Below are 20,534 nucleotides of genomic sequence, written 5' to 3' on the forward strand. Positions count from 1 at the left end.
GGAAAGCGGGTTTCTGTGTATGAAAAAAACTATTTTTATATTAATGTCGATACAGTTTTTAGTTTATCTTGGATTTGGGATTATTATTCCTGTATTACCAGAAGTAATTTTGCAGCAACACTACAATGAAGTTCATGTAGGGGGATTATTAACAGTCTATGCATTAGCATCCTTTTTCACTGCTCCACTTTGGGGAATGCTGTCCGATCGAATTGGCCGAAAAACACTCATTTTGATTGGACTTGTTGGATTTAGTTTAAGCTTTTGGTTATTTTCTTTATTTTTTGATTCACTGTTTTTGCTGTACTTATCTCGCGTAGTTGGAGGATTATTCTCTGGGGCACTTTATACAGCTGTAACAGGATTTTCAGCAGATTTATCAGATGAAGAAAACCGCAATAAATATATGGGCTTTCTTGGAATGTCGATAGGTTTAGGATTTATTTTCGGGCCTGCAATAGGTGGTGTGCTTGGCCACATCAGCTTGTCACTTCCATTTATAGTTTCTGCTATATTATTGCTCGTAATCTTTGTATACGCGGCTATTATTTTGAAAGAACCTGAACGCACCAGTAATGGAAATAAGCGTGTCCTTCTTCCGAAAGGAGCTGCGAGTCTTTGGACATATCGCATAAAATACCTCTTCTTGTTCTCATTCATGGTTACGTTTTTATTAGCAGGTTTAGAAGCAACCTTTCAGCTATTCCAAATTAGAAAAGTAGAGATCACACCACTACAGATTGGCTATCTGTTTATGTTCAGTGGTTTTGTAGACGCAGCTATTCAAGGTGGCGTTGTACGTCGTATTAAAAATGGAACTGAAACAAAATGGCTAATGTATGCACAAATGATCACTGCTGTTGGTTTGTTATTGACCGTATTTACGACTAGTATTTTTTGGGCTGGATTGACCCTCTGTGTATTCACCGCTGGGAATGCATTGGCAAGAACAACTATCGTTTCACTAACTTCCAAAGAATCGGGCGGAGCATATGGTACAGTCGCAGGAATGACGTATTCGATGGATAGTCTAGGACGAATTATCGGACCATTATTGTTTGCATGGTTGTTCACGATCCAACCAAACAACATTTATGTATTATCCGGGGTACTTTCGGTTCTATCGATCGGGTTGATTGTTACTTTCCGCAAGTCAACAAAATCATTGAAAAACGTAGTGTGAGATTAAACAATTCTCTTATTTCCTCTTCAAAAGCAAAAGGCTACCGGGACAGAATATGTCTCAGTAGCCTTTTACTTTATTCGTTTGCTGTAACTGGTATAGAATTTTCCATATTTAAGCTTTTTAAGTCAGGATGAGCCTTTCTAACGACAGATGGTCTAGCAAGGATCAACACAACAATGATTAACACAAGACTTGAGACGATGAGGATGCTTTCAGCTGGTAATACATCATATAAAAATCCGTAAAGAATCATTCCTAGTGGCATTAATGCCGTAGACATCGTTTCTAAAATGGAGAATACGCGCCCTTTATAATCATCATCAATCATTTTTTGCATCATTACTAACATTGGCGTATTTGTAATAATCATTGCTGCCCCTAAACAGAACATGAGTGAAATATAATAACTAAGCGTCACAACTGATGACATGTCTACCATTAACGGTAGAGCCACCGCTCCCATGATTATCCCCATGATAATAATACTTCTTTTCGAAAGTAACAAAGGATACTTCACTTCTTTTCGTGTAGTGAAATAAATGGACATAAGTAACATCCCTATTGCAAAAGCACCTTCCGTAAAACCAAAATGCCCTGAACTCATTTTCAGTTTTTCGATCAAGATAAAGGAATAACCTACCAGGTATGCACCAAACAAAAAATTTACGAAGAGCGAAATCCATACAATCGCTTTTAGGATTGGTTGATTATTCAAATAACGCAACCCTTCCTTCATATTTTGAAGCATCGATTCTTTCTGTTCACCCTCTATGACTTCTTTTCGTTTCGCAAATAACTTAAAATTCATCGTTGATTCCAAAATTACCGCAATTACGGATGCCACTATATACATAATAAGAAATACAGGCATGGATACTGTTCCATATAATAATCCACCAAGTGCTGGACTTCCGATTGCCGCAAAGGAAATTGACATTTGGTTTAATGACATTGCTTTTTGAATTCTATCTTCGTCAACAAGTCCTGTAATGGATGAACTAAAAGTTACACCAGAAAACGAGGATGTTAACGATAGAATAACAGTAGTAGCATAAATAGCCACTAATGATAAACCTGCAGTATAACTAACGATTAGTAAACCACCTATAGCTAAGACAGTAGCGATTTGTGCAACAATGACAATCATTTTCCTTGAATACTTATCTGCGGCATATCCAGCAAATGGCGCAACTAAAGTCCTTGGCAATATACTACAAATAAGATTTAGAGCAAAATTTGAAGCAGAGCCAGTCAGCTGTAAAATATAAAAACTAATTGCAAAAGCATATACCTGCGCCCCAAAACTTGAAATCATCTTACTAATTGTAAATGTCCACAAATGATATGTGGCTTTTTTCAACTTTAACACTTCTTCCATATTAATTCCCCTTTCAAAATGTTTAATTTGATTAAACAAATAATAACATATTGCATCTTCCATTTCAACAATAAGTTTAATATAATTAAACTAATAATATGAGGTGAAAAATATGGCTACACTTGGAGAACGAATTCGCAAGCTTAGAAAGCAACAGAAAATGACACTTGAAGCACTAGCTGGTTCAGAACTTACAAAAGGAATGCTCAGTTTAATCGAAAATAATAAGGCAAATCCTTCCATTGAAAGCTTAAGTTATATAGCTGAAAGACTAAATATAGATGTGGCGGACCTTTTGGAAGAAATAAGTGGGCATGAATTAAGGGCAGTATTAGAAAAGGCAGAAATTCTTCTTAATACAAGATATGATGAGTTAACAAATGAACACCAACAGCTAATTGAGTTAGTTGAGCCCTATGCATCTAAATTAACACAGGGATACGAATCCGCCCGATTGCTTGAGATGTACAGTAAATGCTTATTTCACGAGAAAAAGGATGACTGGGAACCCTTAATAAATCGAGCCGCGACAATGTACGAGCAAATGAACTTGACGACAAAGCGCGGTGATATCGGGCTGTTTCTTGCAGCAATTCCATTTTATAGCCGAGATTATCAAAAATCATTAGACATACTGCATATCGAGCGTGCAGAACTTGAGGCTAACCCGCTCTGGATTGACCCTCTTTCACGGTTAGATTATGACTATTTAGAAACTGCCTTACTCTTCGCAGTTGGCAATTCGGAAGAGGCAATTCAAGTAATGGATAAAGCAATTGAATTTTCTAATAAAAATAAAATATTTAATCAAGTGGATAACTTATACAGATTAGCCGCTTTTCAAGCTATGATGTCCGAGGATGAAGAGAAAAAGAATTACTATTTGCAAAAACTTATTTCATATGGGGAATTTGCAGATGATGAGGACTCCAAAGTTTTCACTCAATATGCGGAAATACATTACTTGAATTCATATAAAAAAATGTACGAGGAAGCAGATCATTTATACAATTCCTTTTCAATTAGAGGCACGGAGAAAAAATTATATACGCCTTTTTTCTTGCTAGAGAGAGGAAAAACATTATACGGTTTGCAGAAATTTGAAGATGCAATAGTAAAGTTGAAGGAAGTGCATATTCCAGATATTCTTCAACATCCAATCGATTTATCGATTTTCTATGAAAAAGATGCATATATTGCATTATGTTACATGGAGCTGAATGAAAAAGAAAAAGCACTAGAATTTGCAAACATTGCTTTAGATAATATTAATGAAATGCCAGACACTCCATATAAAGCATTTATCAAAGTAACATATGAAAAAGTGAAAAGAGACTGAAACCTCAGTCTCTTTTTTACGTATAATATATAGAAATACTGGAAATTTTATGCGAAGGTGGTGCTCTTTATTGAAAAACAAATGGTTTTGGGGTGTTATTATTGTCGTTCTTGCAAGCTGGATTAGTAACATTATTTATTTTCAAATAAAGCAATTAAGTGAACCAATCATATTTAACGCTTATATTGATAGGCCTGCATTTGAACGTACGAGTTTTTCCCTTCCTTATTTGACAAATAAAAAAGAAGTAGTGGAATTGGAATGTCTTTTAGTTGATGGATACACTTATTCAAATGAACAAAGATTCTCTCCTTGGTTTAACGAACCTTCCAACCAATCATATATACAGGAGTTTACGCATCATTTTTTAAAGGAAGCAACCTTCACTTTAGATGAACAAGATTTAAAACGTTTGCATGAAAGTATTCAAACAAATAAAGTGTTTGCTCGTTTCACAAACGGTCAAGTTATCCTTGTTCAAGTAGATAAGCTAAATTTCACCCCAAATGTAACGGATGAAACGATATTTACCAATACCGGCTCTTTTTCTAGCAACCAAGGAATACAGGGGAATTACCTAGAAGTAGTAGAATCCGCTACTATGGATTCTATTGAGCTTTCAGAAGCAATTCAAAAACAATTCGATTTAAAAATAAAACTACTAAAAAACACTCCTACGAATAGTACAAAAGTTAAAGACATCTTCAATTCTGATTGGTTAGAGATGGATGCTCCTCTTTATAGTGATATAGAGTGGCCACTGCTAATAGAAGCGGGAGATTCAGTTGCGCTAGTTTTTCATACCAAAGATGAAATAGAAAATGTGGAATACATATCAGCTTTACAAGAATGGGTTGGAAAAACTTTAAATGGAAAAGCTGTTAGTCATCATATTCTCTTTCAAAATAATCTATATCTTACACAAGATCAAGTAAACACAGTTATAAAGAATGCGAGGGGTGAAGCGAAATGAGAGATGGATTCAAGCAGCTAATCATTGGATTTCTTTTCGTACTTATAAAAATTCATATTGTAGTAGATCTTTTACCTGACTTTTTAGGTTATATTTTCATTTATAACGGCATAAAACAGATTGCTACTTTATCATCGCAATCTTATGAGAAGTTAAAAATCCTTTCAATTGTTTTAGTAATTGCTTCTATACCCAACTTTTTCTTGAATGATCAAGTAATTCAACAAAGTGGATGGTTTAGTTACTATCCTATATTTCTTAGTTTACTAAAAGTGATTCTCGTCTATTTCTTGTTTGACTTACTCCGAGGCGTCGCAAAGTTGCTACCTTCTAATGGTGTACTGCAGACAACGAATCGAATGTATACATGGTATTTAACAATAGTTCTTGGTTCATTGTTTGTTCAATCTCTTTTGATGAATTTTCCGATTAATATTGCATTTTCTGCAATGATTTTCATCGTTATATCAGTTCTGGTTATTGAGATTTCTTTTCTTTTCTATCTTCGAAATATGCAGAAGCGATTTCCAAGTGATGGACTTTTCAATATATATTCTTAAAAATGGCGGTCTCTATCATAATTGACTTGGAACTGGCCGTTTAAGCATGAGGTCACATTATTATTGTTCTTTGTATTTGAGATCTAAAAGAAAAGCTGCCCTGAATAGGACAGCTTTTCTAAATTTATTATTATGCTTCAACTGTTTGTGTTTCCATCGGTGCGTTGTACATCTCTTTGTCCAATTCGCCCGTGATTTTCGCAGTCGCTACACCTGCTGTCATTGCTCCACTTACATTTACAGCTGTACGGCCCATATCAATTAGTGGTTCAACAGAAACAAGCAGACCTGCTAAAGCAACTGGTAAGTTTAATGCGGAAAGTACAAGAATTGCAGCAAATGTAGCTCCCCCTCCTACTCCAGCTACTCCAAACGAGCTAATTGCCACAATAGCAACTACTGTTAGGATAAACATTGGATCTAAGGGATTTATACCTTGAGATGGTGCAATCATAAAAGCAAGCATCGCAGGATAAACGCCTGCACATCCGTTTTGCCCAATAGACAAACCAAAAGATCCCGAGAAGTTAGCGATTCCTTCTGAAACGCCAAGTTTATTTGTTTGCGTATTTATATTAATGGGTAAAGTACCTGCACTTGAACGTGAAGTGAATGCAAACAACAAAGGTTCTGCTGCTTTTTTCACATATGTTACTGGATTTAATCCAGATAGAGTAATGATTAATAAATGGATTGCAAACATAATTGCCAACGCAACATAGGAGGCAATCACGAATTTTCCTAAGTTAAATATGGCTGCAAAGTCGGATGTTGCGACTGTTCTTGCCATAATGGCTAAAATTCCGTATGGCGTTAAGCGAAGTACAATTTTCACAACACTCATTACAAGCGAGTATATTGCATCGATTCCTTTTTTAATGGTTGCAGCTGTTTCAACTTCTTTACGAGCTACTCCCACGTATGCAAAGCCTAAAAATGCCGCAAATATTACGACGCCAATAGTTGATGTTGAACGAGCCCCCGTGAAATCTAAAAACGGATTAGCTGGTAGTAAATCAAGCATTTGCTGAGGAAGTGTTTTGTCTGCTACTTCTGCCGATCTACCCTCTATATACTCGGCTCGTGCAGATTCTGCGTCTCCGTGCACAATTTGATCTGCGTTTAAATCGAATATTGCAGCTGAACTTATTCCAACAACTGCTGCTATTGCCGTTGTTCCTATTAAAATACTAAGAATAATAGCTGCCATCTTTCCAAAATTCTTACCAATAGTAAGCTTTGTAAAAGCTCCTAGAATTGAAATAAATACTAGAGGCATCACGATCATTTGTAGTAATTTAACATAACCTGTTCCGATTAGGTTATACCATTCAATTGAACTTGCTAATACTTCCGATGTGACACCATATATAAAGTGTAATGCTAAACCTAAGGCTACACCTAATCCTAAGGCTGTAAATACTCTTTTAGAGAATGAAATATGTTTCTTTTGCATAACAACTAAAACCCCAACGAACACTAATAATGCTATTACGTTAAGTATTATTAATAATAAATTCATATGTATTCCTCCATTTTTGTTGATTTACAAATATTAATACATTTATTCCTATTGGTCAAGTAGGTTTTAGAGATTTTATTACTTTTAGGTGTACCTTCATTGTTCTTAACAAATCAGCTATACTTAAGGTGGGCTTAAAGATAGACAAGTGGAGGTGTAAACTTGGCAGCAAGCATTTTAAGTTTCAGTGTTTCAGGTATTATCATTTTAAACATTTTCCTAGCCATCGCATTAATATTTTTAGAAAGAAGAGATGCTTCTTCTACGTGGGCTTGGATAATGGTTTTATTCTTTATACCTATCTTAGGGTTTGGCGCTTATTTGTTATTTGGTAGAAAATTGCGTAAAAAACACTTATTTCGCTGGGAAGGTAAAAACAAAATTGGTATCGATAAACTAATTGATTTTCAAATGGAAGCAATTGAAAATGATACGTTCGACTTCCGTTTAGACGATACAAGTCATTATAAAGAGCTAATCATCATGCATTTGAATAATAATCACGCTGTGTTAACGCAAGATAATAATATAGAAATCTTCATTGATGGACGTAAAAAGTTTGATGCCCTTTTACATGATTTAGAAAATGCTAAAGATCATATTCATATACAATATTATATTTTCCGCCTAGATCATCTTGGACAACAAATATATGACGTGCTTTTAGTAAAAGCACAACAAGGTGTAAAAGTGCGAATTTTATACGACGATACAGGATCGCGTTCTTTAAGGAGAAGGCATTTTAAAGAGTTAATCGAATTGGGTGGACGAGTAGAAGCTTTCTTCCCTGCAATTTTTCCTTTAATTAATCCACGTATGAATTATCGAAATCACCGAAAAATTGTCGTAATTGACGGTCGTATTGGCTATATTGGTGGATTCAATGTCGGGGATGAGTACTTAGGTTTAAATAAACGATTCGGGTATTGGCGTGACACTCATTTACGTATCGAAGGAAGTGCCGTTCATCCACTCCAAACTCGCTTTTTACTTGATTGGAATCAAGCGTCGGCTGAACATGATATTGAATACTCGGACATATTTTTCCCTGCCATTCCGATGAAAGGATCTGTTGGTGTGCAAATTGTTTCTAGTGGACCAGATTCGGAGTGGGAACAAATTAAAAATGGCTATCTGAAGTTAATTATGATGGCGAAAAAATATATCTACATTCAAACACCTTATTTCATCCCAGATGCGAGCTTTATGGATACACTCCGTATTGCGTGTTTGTCTGGTATTGATGTGAGAATTATGATCCCTAACAAGCCAGATCATATTTTCGTCTATTGGGCTACATATTCTTATGTTGGAGAATTAATCAAAGCGGGAGCAAAAGTCTACATTTATCAAAATGGCTTTCTGCATACAAAAATGATTGTGATTGATGATGAAGCATCTACAGTCGGGACAGCAAATCTGGATGTTCGCAGTTTTAAGCTAAATTTTGAAGTTAATGCATTTATCTATGATCGCGAAACATCACACGAACTTGCCGAGCTTTTCGAGGAAGATATGAAATTATCTACCGTGTTAACTTGGGAATTATATGAGAATAGGTCACGTAAAATTAAGTTTAAAGAGTCCCTTGCACGGTTACTTTCACCAATATTATAAAAGAGGTTTCCGCTTATGCGAAAACCTCTTTTCTTTTTATTCGGATTAACCCATTTTCTTAAATACCTAAATATTCTTCTAAAGTCGTTCCAGCATCAAACACTTCTTTCGCTAGTTGTTTCCCAACATAGCGGAAATGCCATGGCTCGTACATATAGCCAGTAATTTTCTCTTTGTCTTTTGGATATCTCATAATAAAACCATATTTATAGGCATTTGCTGCAATCCATTTCCCCGCTTCCGTTTCCCCAAAGCTTTCACGTGCAAAATGCTGCTCGAAATGTTTCTCTCCTATATCAAATGCAAGACCAGATTGATGTTCGGAGAATCCTGGACGTGCACTATATCGATCCGCAGCTTCTTGGCCGTCATGGCTTACGTACCTTTCATATAGCGTCGTTTGATACTCAAAGGAACGGTATGTACTGAATGCAACAAGTTCATATCCTGAAAGCTTAGCTTCTGCTGCCATTTCTTCAAATGCTTCTCTTGCCTCTTTACTTTCTCCTGGAGCAAATGTAGATGGTAGAGGATATTTCTTACTGGCAATTAGTGCCCCGCCCACATACTTAGGTTCCGTTGGTAATGTTTCGTGGCCTTCATATCCTTTAGGTCCGGACATGTCAATTTCAGGTTCCTCAACTACCTGCTTTTCCACTTCAGGGGTTGCCTCTACTGGTTTTTCTCCTGCTTGTTCATCTACAGTTAGATTATCAACCTTTTGCTCTGCCTCAGGCTCTTCCACTTTATTGGATAAACCTAATGCAGTCATACTCTTATCTATGTTCCAATCATTTATTCCTATCCAAGTAACGATTGCACCTATTAATAACACTGCAATTGCTCCACCAAAGATATATGACCACTTCTTTTGTTTTTTCTGTTTTAATAAACTCTGTCTAGACTTCATGGTCTTCCTTCTTTCTAATAACGATACTACTATTTTAACACTTTTCCCATAAAACTACATGACAAATTAGAAAAACGCGCTACCATTTTATGGGTAACACGCAAATATAATATGGAATATTAAAATAAAATAATTCCTAAAATGACGAAGAATAATACAGCAAAAATAATAGCCATAACCTTCATCCAATTCGCTTCACGGACGAATCCTTTTTCTTTAAAGCTCACTGCCCGGTATCCATTACTTAAAGTAAATATAGCAGTCATGAAAAGAACAGCCATATTAAGATTTCCCAAAATAATGAAAACCAAAGAAGCAATAGCTGCTGCAACAATAACTATCCCGATAATCCAATTCTTTTTCATTTGCTACACCTCTCCATAAAAAAACGAAGCTATGAAAAGCTTCGTTTTAAACAGATTCCTCTGCTTTTTCTGGATGATTCGAGTAAAATTTACGCCCTAAGTATGTTTGGAATATTAAAATAACCCCACCAACTGTCCAATATAACGGCAATGCTGCCATCGAACTGAAGGAAATGAACATAATCATAATAGGAGAAATATAAACCATCAATTTCATTTGTTGCTTTTGTTGCTCAGGTACTGTCCATAATGATACTCTCGCTTGAAGGAAATAAACTGCTCCTGCAATCAGAGTCATCGCTATATCTGGTGTACCTAAGTTAAACCACAAGAAAGGATGTGTTTTGACATCCGCTGAGTGCGAAATAGCAAAGTATAGTCCCATAATAATTGGCATTTGAATAAGCATTGGTAAACAACCCATGTTAATCGGATTCACTCCGTGCTTACGATATAATCCCATCATTTCTTGTTGTAATGCAGCTTGTTCTTCTTTTGACTTCGTTGCTTTCAATTTCTTTTGGATATCGTCCATTTCTGGCTTCAATTTATCCATTTTCACTTTCATACCTTGCTGATTCTTATAATTTCTAAGCATTAAAGGCATTAAAGCAAATCGAATAAGTAATGTAATCGCAATGATTGCTAGTCCATAACTTCCATTGAATATTTCACCAAAGAAATTAAGCAAAAAGTTAAAAGGTCGAACAAAAATATGATAAAAAGTACCATCTTTATTTTCTATTCCAGAACACCCGCTAAGTGCTACTGTCGCGAACACAAGAATAGAAAGCAAACTTATTTTCTTTTTCAATTCATTCACCTTCAATTATTAAGCTATAACGAGTATACCTTACTATGAAGCTATTTATCAAATATTACATGCAGCAAATGTTAAATTGCTTTATTTTCATTAGGAAAACTATAAGTAAAATTCGGATATTCTTGGTGATCCCGAAACTGTTTTGGTGTTAAACCGGTATATTTCTTAAAAATACGCGTGAAATAACTTTGATTGCAAAAGTGAAAAGAATTCGAAATATCAGAGATACCCTTATTTGTGTGTCTTAAAAAATATTGACACTCTTCAACCTTTCGGATATTCAAATATTCTACAAGTGTAACGCCAGTATGCTCTCGGAAAATGCGTGATAAATGGCTCGTACTAATTTTAAAATAGTTTGCAACATCTTCAACAGTTAAGTGATTCTCTATTTCGTCATTAATAAAAATGATCACTTTGTTGACAGTTTGATGACCAAAAGAAGGTTTTTTTCGTTCCGTTATGACCATTACAAAAAACTCTACTAGCTCATCACCACAATGAAGAAACTGAGCATCACTCATTTTCGTTTCAATCACCTTCACACTCGCGATATTAAAAGCCATTACTTTATCTGCTGGCACTTGATTTTCGTGAAGCTTTCTGCCCATCACAGCAGTTAATTGTATGTAATAATATTTAACCCCTAAAATCATATGCTTCCCAGCTCTTTTAATAATTAATTCAATCATCTCTCTTAAAACCATTTTAGCAGCTTCTAGTTCAAATGAGTACATATGTAGGAATAGCTTTTTTTCTAATCCTAAAAATGAGTCTAGTCCTTTAACGCTGTTTATTACCGCTATTTCTTTCATATACGTTTTTGAAAAATTGTCTAAAAATACTTTATCTATCTGTTGTATAAGGACCACTTCTCTCTTTGTAGTTCTTTTGATTTAATTTTTCATAGGTTTCTAGAATCATTTTATAACATAATATTGAAAAAGCAAAATTATTTTGATTCTTTTTTCACCTACTTTTTTGACATCCTTTCCTATTTAGGGTGAACTTCTATAATAGTTAAAGGGAAAACCCTCCCAAAACCGAGAATATGAGTAAATAAATATTAATATCCTTTTTCTCTTTATGCCTAATTTTAAACTGAAAAAGTAATAAATAAGTGCTACACTAAGAAAAGCTGAATATAGAAATGAGGAACATAATTGCGTTTGTTTGTCTACACTATTATCTTTTTCTCTTTTTTTGACTTATTTACCCAGTTGCCCATTATGAGTCCTTTCGCCATATCACTAGGAGCTACACCATTTTTAACCGGGTTAGTTGTTGGTATGTATTCACTTTCCAATACTTTTGGAAATATCATTTCAGGTTTTTTAACCGATAAAAAAGGTCCTTTTTATATATTAATATTTGGTCTTTTTGCAACAAGCATTTCCTTGTTTTTGTACCAATTTGTAATGGATCCAATGGGCCTTTTATTAGTGCGCTTTATCCATGGGTTAGTTGCTGGTTTTATTGTTCCCGCAGCATTTACTTATTCTGCTAATCAGACCGCATCTGAAAAAAGAGGAAAAGGTGTTGCTTTGACAGGAGCATTCGTTGGACTAGCTGCAATCGTTGGTCCTGCAATGAGTGGAATAGTAGCTAGTAAACAAAGCGAAGTATTTGTATTAGGTATTACTGGCTCTATTATGCTAATTCTAAGTGTTTTATCTATTTTTTTCTTAAGATCTGTCTCTATTATAAAACAAATCGAGGGGAATAAAGGTACTTCTGTACCAATTATAGACCTTTTCAGAAAAAGTGGATTGGTTAAAGCGTTTTCAGGTGCATTCTTTTTAATGTTTTCCCAAGGTGTTTTAGCATATATGCTTCCATTAAAAGTGCTTGATCTTGGTTTCGATTCTAAAACGAGTGGTTTATTACTTAGTACTTTCGGATTTGTAGCGATATTAATATTCGTGCTACCTATAAATCGTATTTTTGATCGTGTTAAGCCTATTAAAACACTAGCTTTTGGAATGGGACTTATGGGAGTAAGTATGTTGTTACTTGGACAAATGGAGACTTTACAATGGATGTACATTTGTATGGGGTCATATGGAATAGGATTTGCTTTTTTATTCCCATCCATTAACTCATTACTAATTGATACCACTGAACCTACATACCGCGGAAAAGCATACGGCTATTTTTATGCTTTTTTTTCAATAGGTGTCGTAGTTGGTTCAAGTATTACCGGGCTACTTGCGCTCACAGCAAAGGGTGGTTTTTTCTTAACAGGAGTAATATTAATCCTCGTATCGTTCAAATCGTTAGCAAATAGCAAAAAGTAAACGTGGCTTCCCTAGAAGGAGTGCCCCGCTATTTCCTTACTCTTATTCTACTGAATTTCTTTCAGTAGACTTTTTACTATTATTTCGAGCCATATATAATTATTACACAATGCTAGAAGATTAATCGTATATTTGATATGATAACAAAAAGAATTTAGAGGTGATTTCAAATGATTAGGGCGATTACATTCAAGGATATAGCAGCTGTTCAACAAATCGCAAAGATCAGTTGGAAAGACACGTATAAAGATATTATTCCAGATGATATACAACAACTTTTTTTAGATAAAGCATATTCCAGCACAATGCTTGCTAAACGAATGGAAAAAACTATTTTTCTATTAGCTGAATATGAGAATGAGCCAGTAGGATTCGCTAACTTTACATACGTAGATGAAGATGGAGATGCAGAATTGACCGCTATTTATGTGTTACCAGATTTCCAACAAATAGGTCTTGGAAAAAAATTGCTGTTTGCCGGCCTGAAAGAGATGCCTAAAGGAAGGCAGTTATTTGTTTATGTTGAAAGTGAAAATAATGGGGCTCGCATTTTCTATGAACGCTATGGATTTGAATGTTTAGAAGAATTTGATGAGTACTTTGAAGGTCATCCCTTGTCCACAGCTAAATACGTTTACTTACTCAATAACTAAAGTTAAAAACACCGAGCTACCTAGTAGGTCGGTGTTTTGACTTATAGTGGTTCGTTAGCTGAGTAATATCCATCTTGTTCTGCATATTCTACTGGTGGCTTTCGAACGAAACACAAAATTGCAGTTATATATAGTAAAATCGAGGTTAAAGAAATAATCCCCGCTAATACACCTGCTAATATAAACATTATTCCGGCAAGCGTCGGTTTTTTATTTTTTGCAACGGACACAATCCCTATAATATTCAACACTAAACTAATAATGATAACCGTCACCAATACCCAACCTACAGTGTTTACCATATTCAGAACTACATCCGGGTTCTGAGTAAAATATTCAATATCCTGAGGATCTATCGCAGGATTTGTTAGTATTTGACTTTCAAATGCAGCATTAAACCCTTCCTCTTTTAATGTAGTGCTAGCTCCTATGACAAGCAGCGAAATTAGTATTATTGAAATCAAACTAAAAATTGCACTTACAATACCGAGAGCAATTTCTCCTGTACGCTTCATATATATACCTCCATTAGTTAATAGTTATTCTACAATTAAACGCTAAAAAAGTTTCGTCTAATGCTTAACTTTCCTTCATTAGATATGTCAAACCTGTTTAATAGCACTCCAAAAAGGGTACTAATATACTATCACCTATTATAGAAAGGAAGATTCACATGGAGAAAAAGTTAATTTTTAATCAGGCGGATTTCTTTTATACACTGGCAGGTGCATCTATATTAACAGGCATTTTGGTTTTTTTGACACATATTTAAAAATATAAAAGGCAATCCACTCTGAAAAAAACGGATTGCCTGTTATATTTATTAAGCTTTTACGTCATCGTATTCGTTAGATTTGTTGAAAGCAGCAACAACGTAAGAACATACCGCTTCCATTTTCAACTCTTTTTCACGAGCATGTACTGCAGCTTTATCCAATAGTTTTTTAGCCACTCCTTGCCCTCTCAGTTCACCCGAAACGAAAGTGTGGTCCATGACCATCACGTCTCCAAGCAATGTCCATGTAATTTCACCAAGTTTTACACCATCTTGTATATATTGAAACGCAAATACATCATCGCCAAGCTCTTTGTATTGAAAATCCATTGTTTACCACTCCTTTTCTGAATTTTAACACACTCATTTATTAATTGACAACGGACGCAGAGACCTTTCGATTTGCGCTCTTTTTGGTTCTAAAAATGGAGGCAATGCCAGTGTCTTTCCCAATGTTTCCATAGGTTCATCGGAACTAAATCCTGGTTCATCTGTAGCCAATTCAAATAATATTCCATTCGGTTCTCTAAAAAAAATAGATTTAAAATAGTAACGATCCACTAATCCTGACGTAGCAAAGCCCTGCGCACGCAATAGTTCTTCCCATCTTGGATAGTCTTCCATTGAAGGGACTCGGAATGCAACGTGATGAACGCTCCCACGGCCTGGTCTTTCCATTGGTAAATCTGTACGTGTTTCTAGATGGACTTCTCCTGCTGGTCCACCTGCGCCTGTAGTGTACACTAATATATCTGGCATACCAGTAACATCGGATGGATACGAACCAGCTAGCGCAAACCCTAATATTTCTATAAGCACTTTTTCAGTTGGGGCAGTATTGCGAACGGTAAGTTTTACTGGACCCAGACCGATTATTGCATTATCTGCAGTGATTTCTTCTTTTTCCCAAGCCTCTCCATAAGGAATTCCCATTCCATCATCAACAACAAGCATCAGTCTAGATCCTTCAAAGTCTTCAAAGTAAAGTGTTTTACGACCAAATCTCTCTTTTATTTCATCCGTGGATACTTCCAATTTCGTCAATCTATCTTTCCAAAATAATAATGCATCTTCGCTTTTGACACGGAATCCTGTATTGCTAATACTGGATACTCCAGGATATGTTCTACCCGCATTGGGAATGTCAAAGTAAGTCATATCCGTTCCGGGTGTACCTACCGCGTCTGCATAAAATAAATGATAAGAGGATGGGTTGTCTTGATTGACGCTTTTTTTTACTAAGCGCATTCCTAAGATTCGTGTGAAAAAGTCATGGTTTATATCTGCGTCTGCTGTTATGGCAGATACATGGTGTAATCCAGATAATTTCATTGTCTATTCCTCCTAATTAAATTATCTTGAATTCGAGATAATATTATTAACTCAATAATAGCAAATAAATAAAGTATAAGCAAATACGTGGTTTCTTCCAAAGATTCGCTTTTTCCATATTAAAATACACCCTGATCATCTTTTCAGACAATCAGGGTGCAAAAATTATTTGAAAATAGAACGAATGGAATCTATTAGTTTATTAAAAAACTCTTTGACACTTTGCCAAAAGCCTTCGTTATCGACAATCTTTCCAATCTTATCTTCTATTGTTTTACTAAGATCGTTCAATTGATCGCCCCATTTGCTAAAGTCAATGTCTAGTTTACGGATTCGATCCATCAAGTCTATCAAAAGCTGGCGGTCTTTATCTGAAAGTTCTATTTTCAATTTCGAGAGTTGCTCGGAAACAATTTTTTCTACTTCTTCTCGTGATGCAGGATTTTTTTCTGCAATTTGTTTTTTAATTTCTGTCAGTAATTCGCTTACTTTTGCATCATCAATTCCCGCTTCTTTCGCAAGATTGGTTGCAACGGATAACTCATCGTTCGCTACGTCTGTTCGCTCTGGATCTAGTTTTCCACCCGTCACTTCGTATGCTTTATAAATACCTACCAATGCAGAGTGACCCGTAACTGGTTTTGGAGCAGCAATTTCTACTACCGCATCATGGATCCCTGCTGTGAGCATCGCGTTTGCATACATTTCTGCCGTCACTTCCGTGATATTATCTGGAGTAACAATATTAATAACGAGACCCTTTCCAGCATCTTTCCTCGTAATTTTTGCAGATGAAAACATTCTAGCAGATGCATCGCCATCTTTTAAATACTTCGCTAAGTCCTGACCTGTTACTTCAATTTCTTGAATATCCGAGTTCTCTGTTATTTTTAAGCTTTCTTTTACACTTTTTTTCTGGTCTTCTGTTAAATTTCCACCAAACACTACAATAGGAGCACCGAACTTTTCGTTTACTGCCTCTGTAGACCCATCTGAGTCCGCAAATGTAATGGATGGAGCAATCACAACTCCAACCATAATAATAGCAACTAGAAATGGTTGTAATAATTTTTTCATTCAAATAACTCCTTTCCAATCCATTCTCCCTTTAATACGAAAACAGGAGTAAAAAGTTCCGACTAATCGATTCTTTTCACTCCTTTACCCAAATAAGAGACTATTAACTCTATGTTTGCTACTTATCTAAACTATTTTTTCACATTTTTAATTCTGTCCAACCATCGTTTTGAACAATTTTTCTTTCTTTCATCAGTTTACCGAGTGCACGTTTAAATGCAGCCTTGCTCATCGTGAACATTTCTTGTATTTCTTCTGGATTAGACTTATCTGTAAACGGCATTCTTCCACCTACATCGTTTAAATAACGGAAAATGGATTCCGCGTCGTCGCCTAAACGTTCATGTTTTCGAGGTAATAGGGAGCCGTTAAGAGAACCATCTTCTTTTGTGTCAATAATACGAACCTTTAAGTCTTCTCCAAGTCTCGGTTCTTCCACACGTTCAGACTGATGCACAAAAATACGATAATTTTCCGGAACACTTAGTAGGAACGTTCCAACTGGAAGCAATCGATAAGGTCTAGCTTGAAGATTTTGGTTTAATAAAGTAGTTGGTGCGTCTAAATATACTTCCTCTACACGATCTTCTGTTGCTAAACGGCCAAATAACTCTCCGTCTTTATCCGTTCGAAGCGTCATGTATAAATGGTCACCATTTGCTGGCCAAAGTTCTTTTATTTTCGGTAAATCATCTGATTTTACTTGTACTTCTTTCGACGTGCCGATATCGACAAAAACTCCTTCTTTATCGGAAACTTTAATGACACGCGCCCATCCATATGTACCCTTTTGTATAGTTGGAAGTTGGGTTGTAGCGGATAAATTCCCTCTACGGTCAACGAACAAAAATACTTCTATCGTGCCCCCAACTTGCAAATTTTCTGGTGCTTCTGAAGCGTTCAATGGAATATCTAATTCATGATGCTCCAGTATCCATTTCGATCCTTCTTGTTCTTTTACTTGTAATTTTACTATTTCTCCAGATGCTGATCCTATCAATTTTACCGCTCTCCTTCTGAATTGCTTTATACGTCGTTTAGTTGGATTTAAAAATAGTTATTCGATTTCACTGTCTTGCAATTCCAGCAGCCTCGATTGAATAGAAGGATTTTCTTCTAGAAACAATACTAGATCCGCTATACGGTCTATGGAGTTCCAACTAAGATGATGTTCAATACCTTCTACATCCTTGTATATATTCTCTTCTTTTACACCGATAATCCGTAAGAAGTCTTCTAATAGATCATGTCTCTTAACAAGCTTTTTCCCCATTTTCAAGCCTTTTGTTGTCAGTGTAAGTCCACGGTATTTTTCATATATTAAAAAACCATCTTTATCTAACTTTTGCACCATTTTTGTAACGGATGATGGCAAGACAGATAATGCTTCCGCAATGTCAGACACACGAGCATATCCTTTCTGCTCGATTAACATATATATTTGTTCAATATGGTCTTCCATGCTTGGTGTTGGCATACGTATCTTCCTTTCATAACTACTTCATTTATTTTACTACATCCGCCTTGCCATAACAAATACATACATAATAGCTTACTCAATTTTAGAAGAAGAAGATATTTTTAATAAACATTAAGTAAACAAATAGTTTTTTTATTATTTTCTGAAAATACTTGTTAGATTTGTAAAGTATCTTTATACTTGATTAGGTACATATGCACATGTATTTCATTATTAATACTAAACACTAATAACCATATAAAGTTTTTAGGTATTAGTTTGAAAAAGTTAGATTAGATGATTTACTCCATCCACCTTAGACATTACATAATGGAATAAATTTAGAAGAACATCCTTAATAATCGAAATGAGATGATATAACCACACAAAAAAAGAGTATGGTATTTAATAATAGACAAGAAAAATAATGAGAGTATCGAGGTGTTTTTAGTGAAATGGACAATCAGTAAGAAACTATTAAGTGGATTTATTGCTGTTTTATTAATTTTAGCAATAATAGTTGGTATTAATTTTATCCAACTTACAGATGTAGATAATTCGTATAGAGATTTACTAGAAGATAAAGCAATGAAAGCTGTAAAAATAAAAGAACTACAAATAGCTGCGAAACAAGAAATGATAGCCATGCGAGGATATTTAGTAGTAGGGGATGAAAAAGCCTTTCAAGATTATTCTAACGCAGTTTCTGATTATAATAAAAGTTATGAGTCACTACTACCAAAGTTTAAAAAACCGGAAGCGATCAAAATGTTAGAGGATATAAACCAGGTCGAGAATGATTATACGAAATTCTCCGAAAAGGTATTTCAACTAAAAAAACAAAATAAGACTAGTGAATACGTAAACCTTATCTCCACAGAGGGAAGAGACATAGTAAAAAGACTTGATGAAAAAGTGACTATACTTTCCGATTTTCAAAGTAATTTATTAGCAGATGGAAGTTCAGAGAATACGTCATTCGTTCAAAAAACGAAAACATTGGCTTTAACCTTAGGTGTCATTGCAGTATTAGTAGGAATACTCATCGCCCTTTTCATGGGACGTGTTATTTCCAAACCAATTATAGCCTTAGCAAATTCAGCAAAAAAATTGGCCGAAGGAGATCTTTCTGTTAATGAAGTAAAAGTAAAAAACAAAGACGAAATTGGCGAGTTAGTCCATTCCTTTAATGATATGGCGAAAAACCTTCGAATGGTAATTGAACAAGTTAGCCTAAACTCTATTCATGTGGCATCCTCTGCGGAAGAATTAACTGCGAGTGCCGAACAAACAACACAGGCGACTAATCAGATCGCAACATCTATTCAAGATATTGCAAGTGGTGCTGAGACACAAGTGCTAGGTGCAAATGAATGTTCCACTGCCATGCAAGAAATGACTATCGGAATTCAGCAAGTAGCTGAAACATCCTCTACAGTTTCTGAATCAGCAATTGAAACAAGCAAAGAAGCTCATCTTGGCAATGAATTGCTACAAAAAGTGATTCAACAAATGAACACCATCAATCTATCTGTTGAAGACTCCGCCTCTGTTATTAGAAAGTTAGGTGGGTTATCACAGGAAATCGGAAATATTATTGGAGTAATTACTGGAATAGCAGATCAAACAAACTTGCTGGCATTAAATGCCGCAATTGAAGCTGCCCGTGCCGGCGAGCATGGAAAAGGGTTTGCAGTTGTAGCAGATGAAGTACGAAAGCTTGCAGAACAGTCGAAGGAATCTGCTGATCAAATAGCGGACTTAATCAATCAAATACAAGTTGACACTGGTCGGGCAGTAAATGTAATGGAAGTTGGAACAAAAGAAGTGGCATCTGGTATGACTGTCGTTCAGGAGGCTGGAGCCGGCTTTGAAAAAATATTAACTTCGATCGAACAGGTTACTTCCCAAATTCAAGAAGTGTCCGCTATTTCTGAGGAAATGTCAGCAAGTGCGGAAGAAGTGAATGCCTCTCTTGAAGAAATGGCTAGTATTGCTCAACTTTCTGCTTCCAATACACAAAATGTGGCTTCTGCTTCTGAAGAACAGCTTGCTTCCATGGAGGAAATCTCCACATCCGCCTCTTCTTTATCTACAATGGCGGAAGAATTACAAACATTAGTGAAACAATTTAAATTATAAGCTTAAGAGTCCTTTATTGTGGGGCTAGGCAGTCACTATAATCTAGACAAACTTTTAAAAAGATTAAAGGGTACACGGCGATATTAAAGCCGGTACCCTTTACTTATGTATGAAAAATATAAAATA

General features: G+C 35.5%; 20 protein-coding genes. 8 read left to right on the forward strand and 12 right to left on the reverse strand.

Going from position 1 to position 20,534, the window contains the following annotated elements; translation table 11 throughout:
• Nucleotides 1–19 precede the first annotated feature (19 nt).
• The gene (locus ACEPXD_RS17240; RefSeq protein WP_391117910.1) at nt 20–1,183 is read left to right on the forward strand and encodes an MFS transporter; all 1,164 of its coding nucleotides are present in this window, start codon (nt 20–22) and stop codon (nt 1,181–1,183) included.
• A 76-nt stretch (nt 1,184–1,259) separates the two neighbouring features.
• On the opposite strand, the gene ACEPXD_RS17245 is transcribed toward ACEPXD_RS17240, so the two are convergent.
• A complete protein-coding gene (locus tag ACEPXD_RS17245; protein WP_391117912.1) occupies nt 1,260–2,564 on the reverse strand; it encodes an MFS transporter in 1,305 nt (434 codons plus the stop codon).
• 112 nt (nt 2,565–2,676) lie between these two features.
• Here ACEPXD_RS17245 and ACEPXD_RS17250 point away from each other — a divergent pair, with 112 nt between their 5' ends.
• The 3 genes from ACEPXD_RS17250 to ACEPXD_RS17260 all read left to right on the forward strand — a co-directional run bounded on the left by ACEPXD_RS17250 (nt 2,677) and on the right by ACEPXD_RS17260 (nt 5,436).
• Nucleotides 2,677–3,903, forward strand: a complete 1,227-nt coding sequence (locus ACEPXD_RS17250) for a helix-turn-helix domain-containing protein (protein ID WP_391117914.1) — start codon at nt 2,677–2,679, stop codon at nt 3,901–3,903.
• Nucleotides 3,904–3,973: 70 nt separating this feature from the next.
• Nucleotides 3,974–4,876 carry a hypothetical protein gene (locus ACEPXD_RS17255; RefSeq protein WP_391117916.1) on the forward strand — a complete coding sequence of 301 codons (903 nt, stop codon included), beginning with the start codon at nt 3,974–3,976 and terminating at the stop codon, nt 4,874–4,876.
• A complete protein-coding gene (locus ACEPXD_RS17260) occupies nt 4,873–5,436 on the forward strand; it encodes a hypothetical protein (protein WP_391117918.1) in 564 nt (187 codons plus the stop codon). Before ACEPXD_RS17255 ends, ACEPXD_RS17260 begins: the two co-directional genes overlap by 4 nt.
• A 130-nt stretch (nt 5,437–5,566) precedes the next feature.
• On the opposite strand, the gene ACEPXD_RS17265 is transcribed toward ACEPXD_RS17260, so the two are convergent.
• Nucleotides 5,567–6,958, reverse strand: coding sequence for an L-cystine transporter (locus tag ACEPXD_RS17265; protein WP_391117919.1), 1,392 nt, complete (start codon nt 6,956–6,958; stop codon nt 5,567–5,569).
• A 162-nt stretch (nt 6,959–7,120) separates the two neighbouring features.
• Here ACEPXD_RS17265 and cls point away from each other — a divergent pair, with 162 nt between their 5' ends.
• Nucleotides 7,121–8,575, forward strand: coding sequence for a cardiolipin synthase (cls, locus tag ACEPXD_RS17270; protein ID WP_391117921.1), 1,455 nt, complete (start codon nt 7,121–7,123; stop codon nt 8,573–8,575).
• 58 nt (nt 8,576–8,633) lie between these two features.
• Here cls and ACEPXD_RS17275 read toward each other — a convergent pair whose 3' ends face one another.
• The 4 genes from ACEPXD_RS17275 to ACEPXD_RS17290 form a co-directional block, all read right to left on the reverse strand.
• The gene (locus ACEPXD_RS17275) at nt 8,634–9,485 is read right to left on the reverse strand and encodes a D-alanyl-D-alanine carboxypeptidase family protein (protein ID WP_391117923.1); all 852 of its coding nucleotides are present in this window, start codon (nt 9,483–9,485) and stop codon (nt 8,634–8,636) included.
• Between the two features lie 119 nt (nt 9,486–9,604).
• Nucleotides 9,605–9,850 carry a hypothetical protein gene (locus ACEPXD_RS17280; RefSeq protein ID WP_391117925.1) on the reverse strand — a complete coding sequence of 82 codons (246 nt, stop codon included), beginning with the start codon at nt 9,848–9,850 and terminating at the stop codon, nt 9,605–9,607.
• A gap of 46 nt (nt 9,851–9,896) precedes the next feature.
• Nucleotides 9,897–10,664, reverse strand: a complete 768-nt coding sequence (gene yidC, locus ACEPXD_RS17285; RefSeq protein ID WP_391117927.1) for a membrane protein insertase YidC — start codon at nt 10,662–10,664, stop codon at nt 9,897–9,899.
• 80 nt (nt 10,665–10,744) lie between these two features.
• Nucleotides 10,745–11,488 (reverse strand): helix-turn-helix transcriptional regulator, encoded by a 744-nt coding sequence (locus ACEPXD_RS17290; protein ID WP_391123330.1) that lies wholly within the window; start codon nt 11,486–11,488, stop codon nt 10,745–10,747.
• A 348-nt stretch (nt 11,489–11,836) separates the two neighbouring features.
• On the opposite strand from ACEPXD_RS17290, the gene ACEPXD_RS17295 reads away from it, so the two are divergent.
• Both ACEPXD_RS17295 and ACEPXD_RS17300 read left to right on the forward strand, forming a co-directional pair.
• Entirely contained in the window at nt 11,837–12,970 is a 1,134-nt protein-coding gene (locus tag ACEPXD_RS17295) for an MFS transporter (protein ID WP_391117929.1), read from the forward strand.
• A 170-nt stretch (nt 12,971–13,140) separates the two neighbouring features.
• Complete coding sequence (locus ACEPXD_RS17300) at nt 13,141–13,623, forward strand: GNAT family N-acetyltransferase (RefSeq protein WP_391117931.1); 483 nt, start codon at nt 13,141–13,143, stop codon at nt 13,621–13,623.
• A gap of 41 nt (nt 13,624–13,664) precedes the next feature.
• On the opposite strand, the gene ACEPXD_RS17305 is transcribed toward ACEPXD_RS17300, so the two are convergent.
• From ACEPXD_RS17305 to mntR, 6 genes are all read right to left on the reverse strand, one after another.
• Entirely contained in the window at nt 13,665–14,138 is a 474-nt protein-coding gene (locus ACEPXD_RS17305) for a DUF4064 domain-containing protein (protein ID WP_391117933.1), read from the reverse strand.
• Nucleotides 14,139–14,446: 308 nt separating this feature from the next.
• Nucleotides 14,447–14,728, reverse strand: coding sequence for a GNAT family N-acetyltransferase (locus ACEPXD_RS17310; RefSeq protein WP_151701414.1), 282 nt, complete (start codon nt 14,726–14,728; stop codon nt 14,447–14,449).
• A 33-nt stretch (nt 14,729–14,761) separates the two neighbouring features.
• A complete protein-coding gene (locus ACEPXD_RS17315; RefSeq protein WP_391117935.1) occupies nt 14,762–15,730 on the reverse strand; it encodes a ring-cleaving dioxygenase in 969 nt (322 codons plus the stop codon).
• 165 nt (nt 15,731–15,895) lie between these two features.
• The gene (locus ACEPXD_RS17320) at nt 15,896–16,807 is read right to left on the reverse strand and encodes a DUF1002 domain-containing protein (protein WP_391117937.1); all 912 of its coding nucleotides are present in this window, start codon (nt 16,805–16,807) and stop codon (nt 15,896–15,898) included.
• A 139-nt stretch (nt 16,808–16,946) separates the two neighbouring features.
• The gene (locus ACEPXD_RS17325) at nt 16,947–17,807 is read right to left on the reverse strand and encodes a S1 RNA-binding domain-containing protein (protein ID WP_391117939.1); all 861 of its coding nucleotides are present in this window, start codon (nt 17,805–17,807) and stop codon (nt 16,947–16,949) included.
• A gap of 57 nt (nt 17,808–17,864) precedes the next feature.
• Nucleotides 17,865–18,284 (reverse strand): transcriptional regulator MntR, encoded by a 420-nt coding sequence (gene mntR / locus ACEPXD_RS17330; protein WP_151701418.1) that lies wholly within the window; start codon nt 18,282–18,284, stop codon nt 17,865–17,867.
• Between the two features lie 432 nt (nt 18,285–18,716).
• Here mntR and ACEPXD_RS17335 point away from each other — a divergent pair, with 432 nt between their 5' ends.
• Nucleotides 18,717–20,408 carry a methyl-accepting chemotaxis protein gene (locus tag ACEPXD_RS17335; RefSeq protein ID WP_391117941.1) on the forward strand — a complete coding sequence of 564 codons (1,692 nt, stop codon included), beginning with the start codon at nt 18,717–18,719 and terminating at the stop codon, nt 20,406–20,408.
• The last annotated feature ends 126 nt before the right edge of the window (nt 20,409–20,534 follow it).

It is taken from the genome of Psychrobacillus sp. L3 (genome assembly GCF_042945595.1).
Taxonomy (GTDB): Bacteria; Bacillota; Bacilli; order Bacillales_A; family Planococcaceae; genus Psychrobacillus.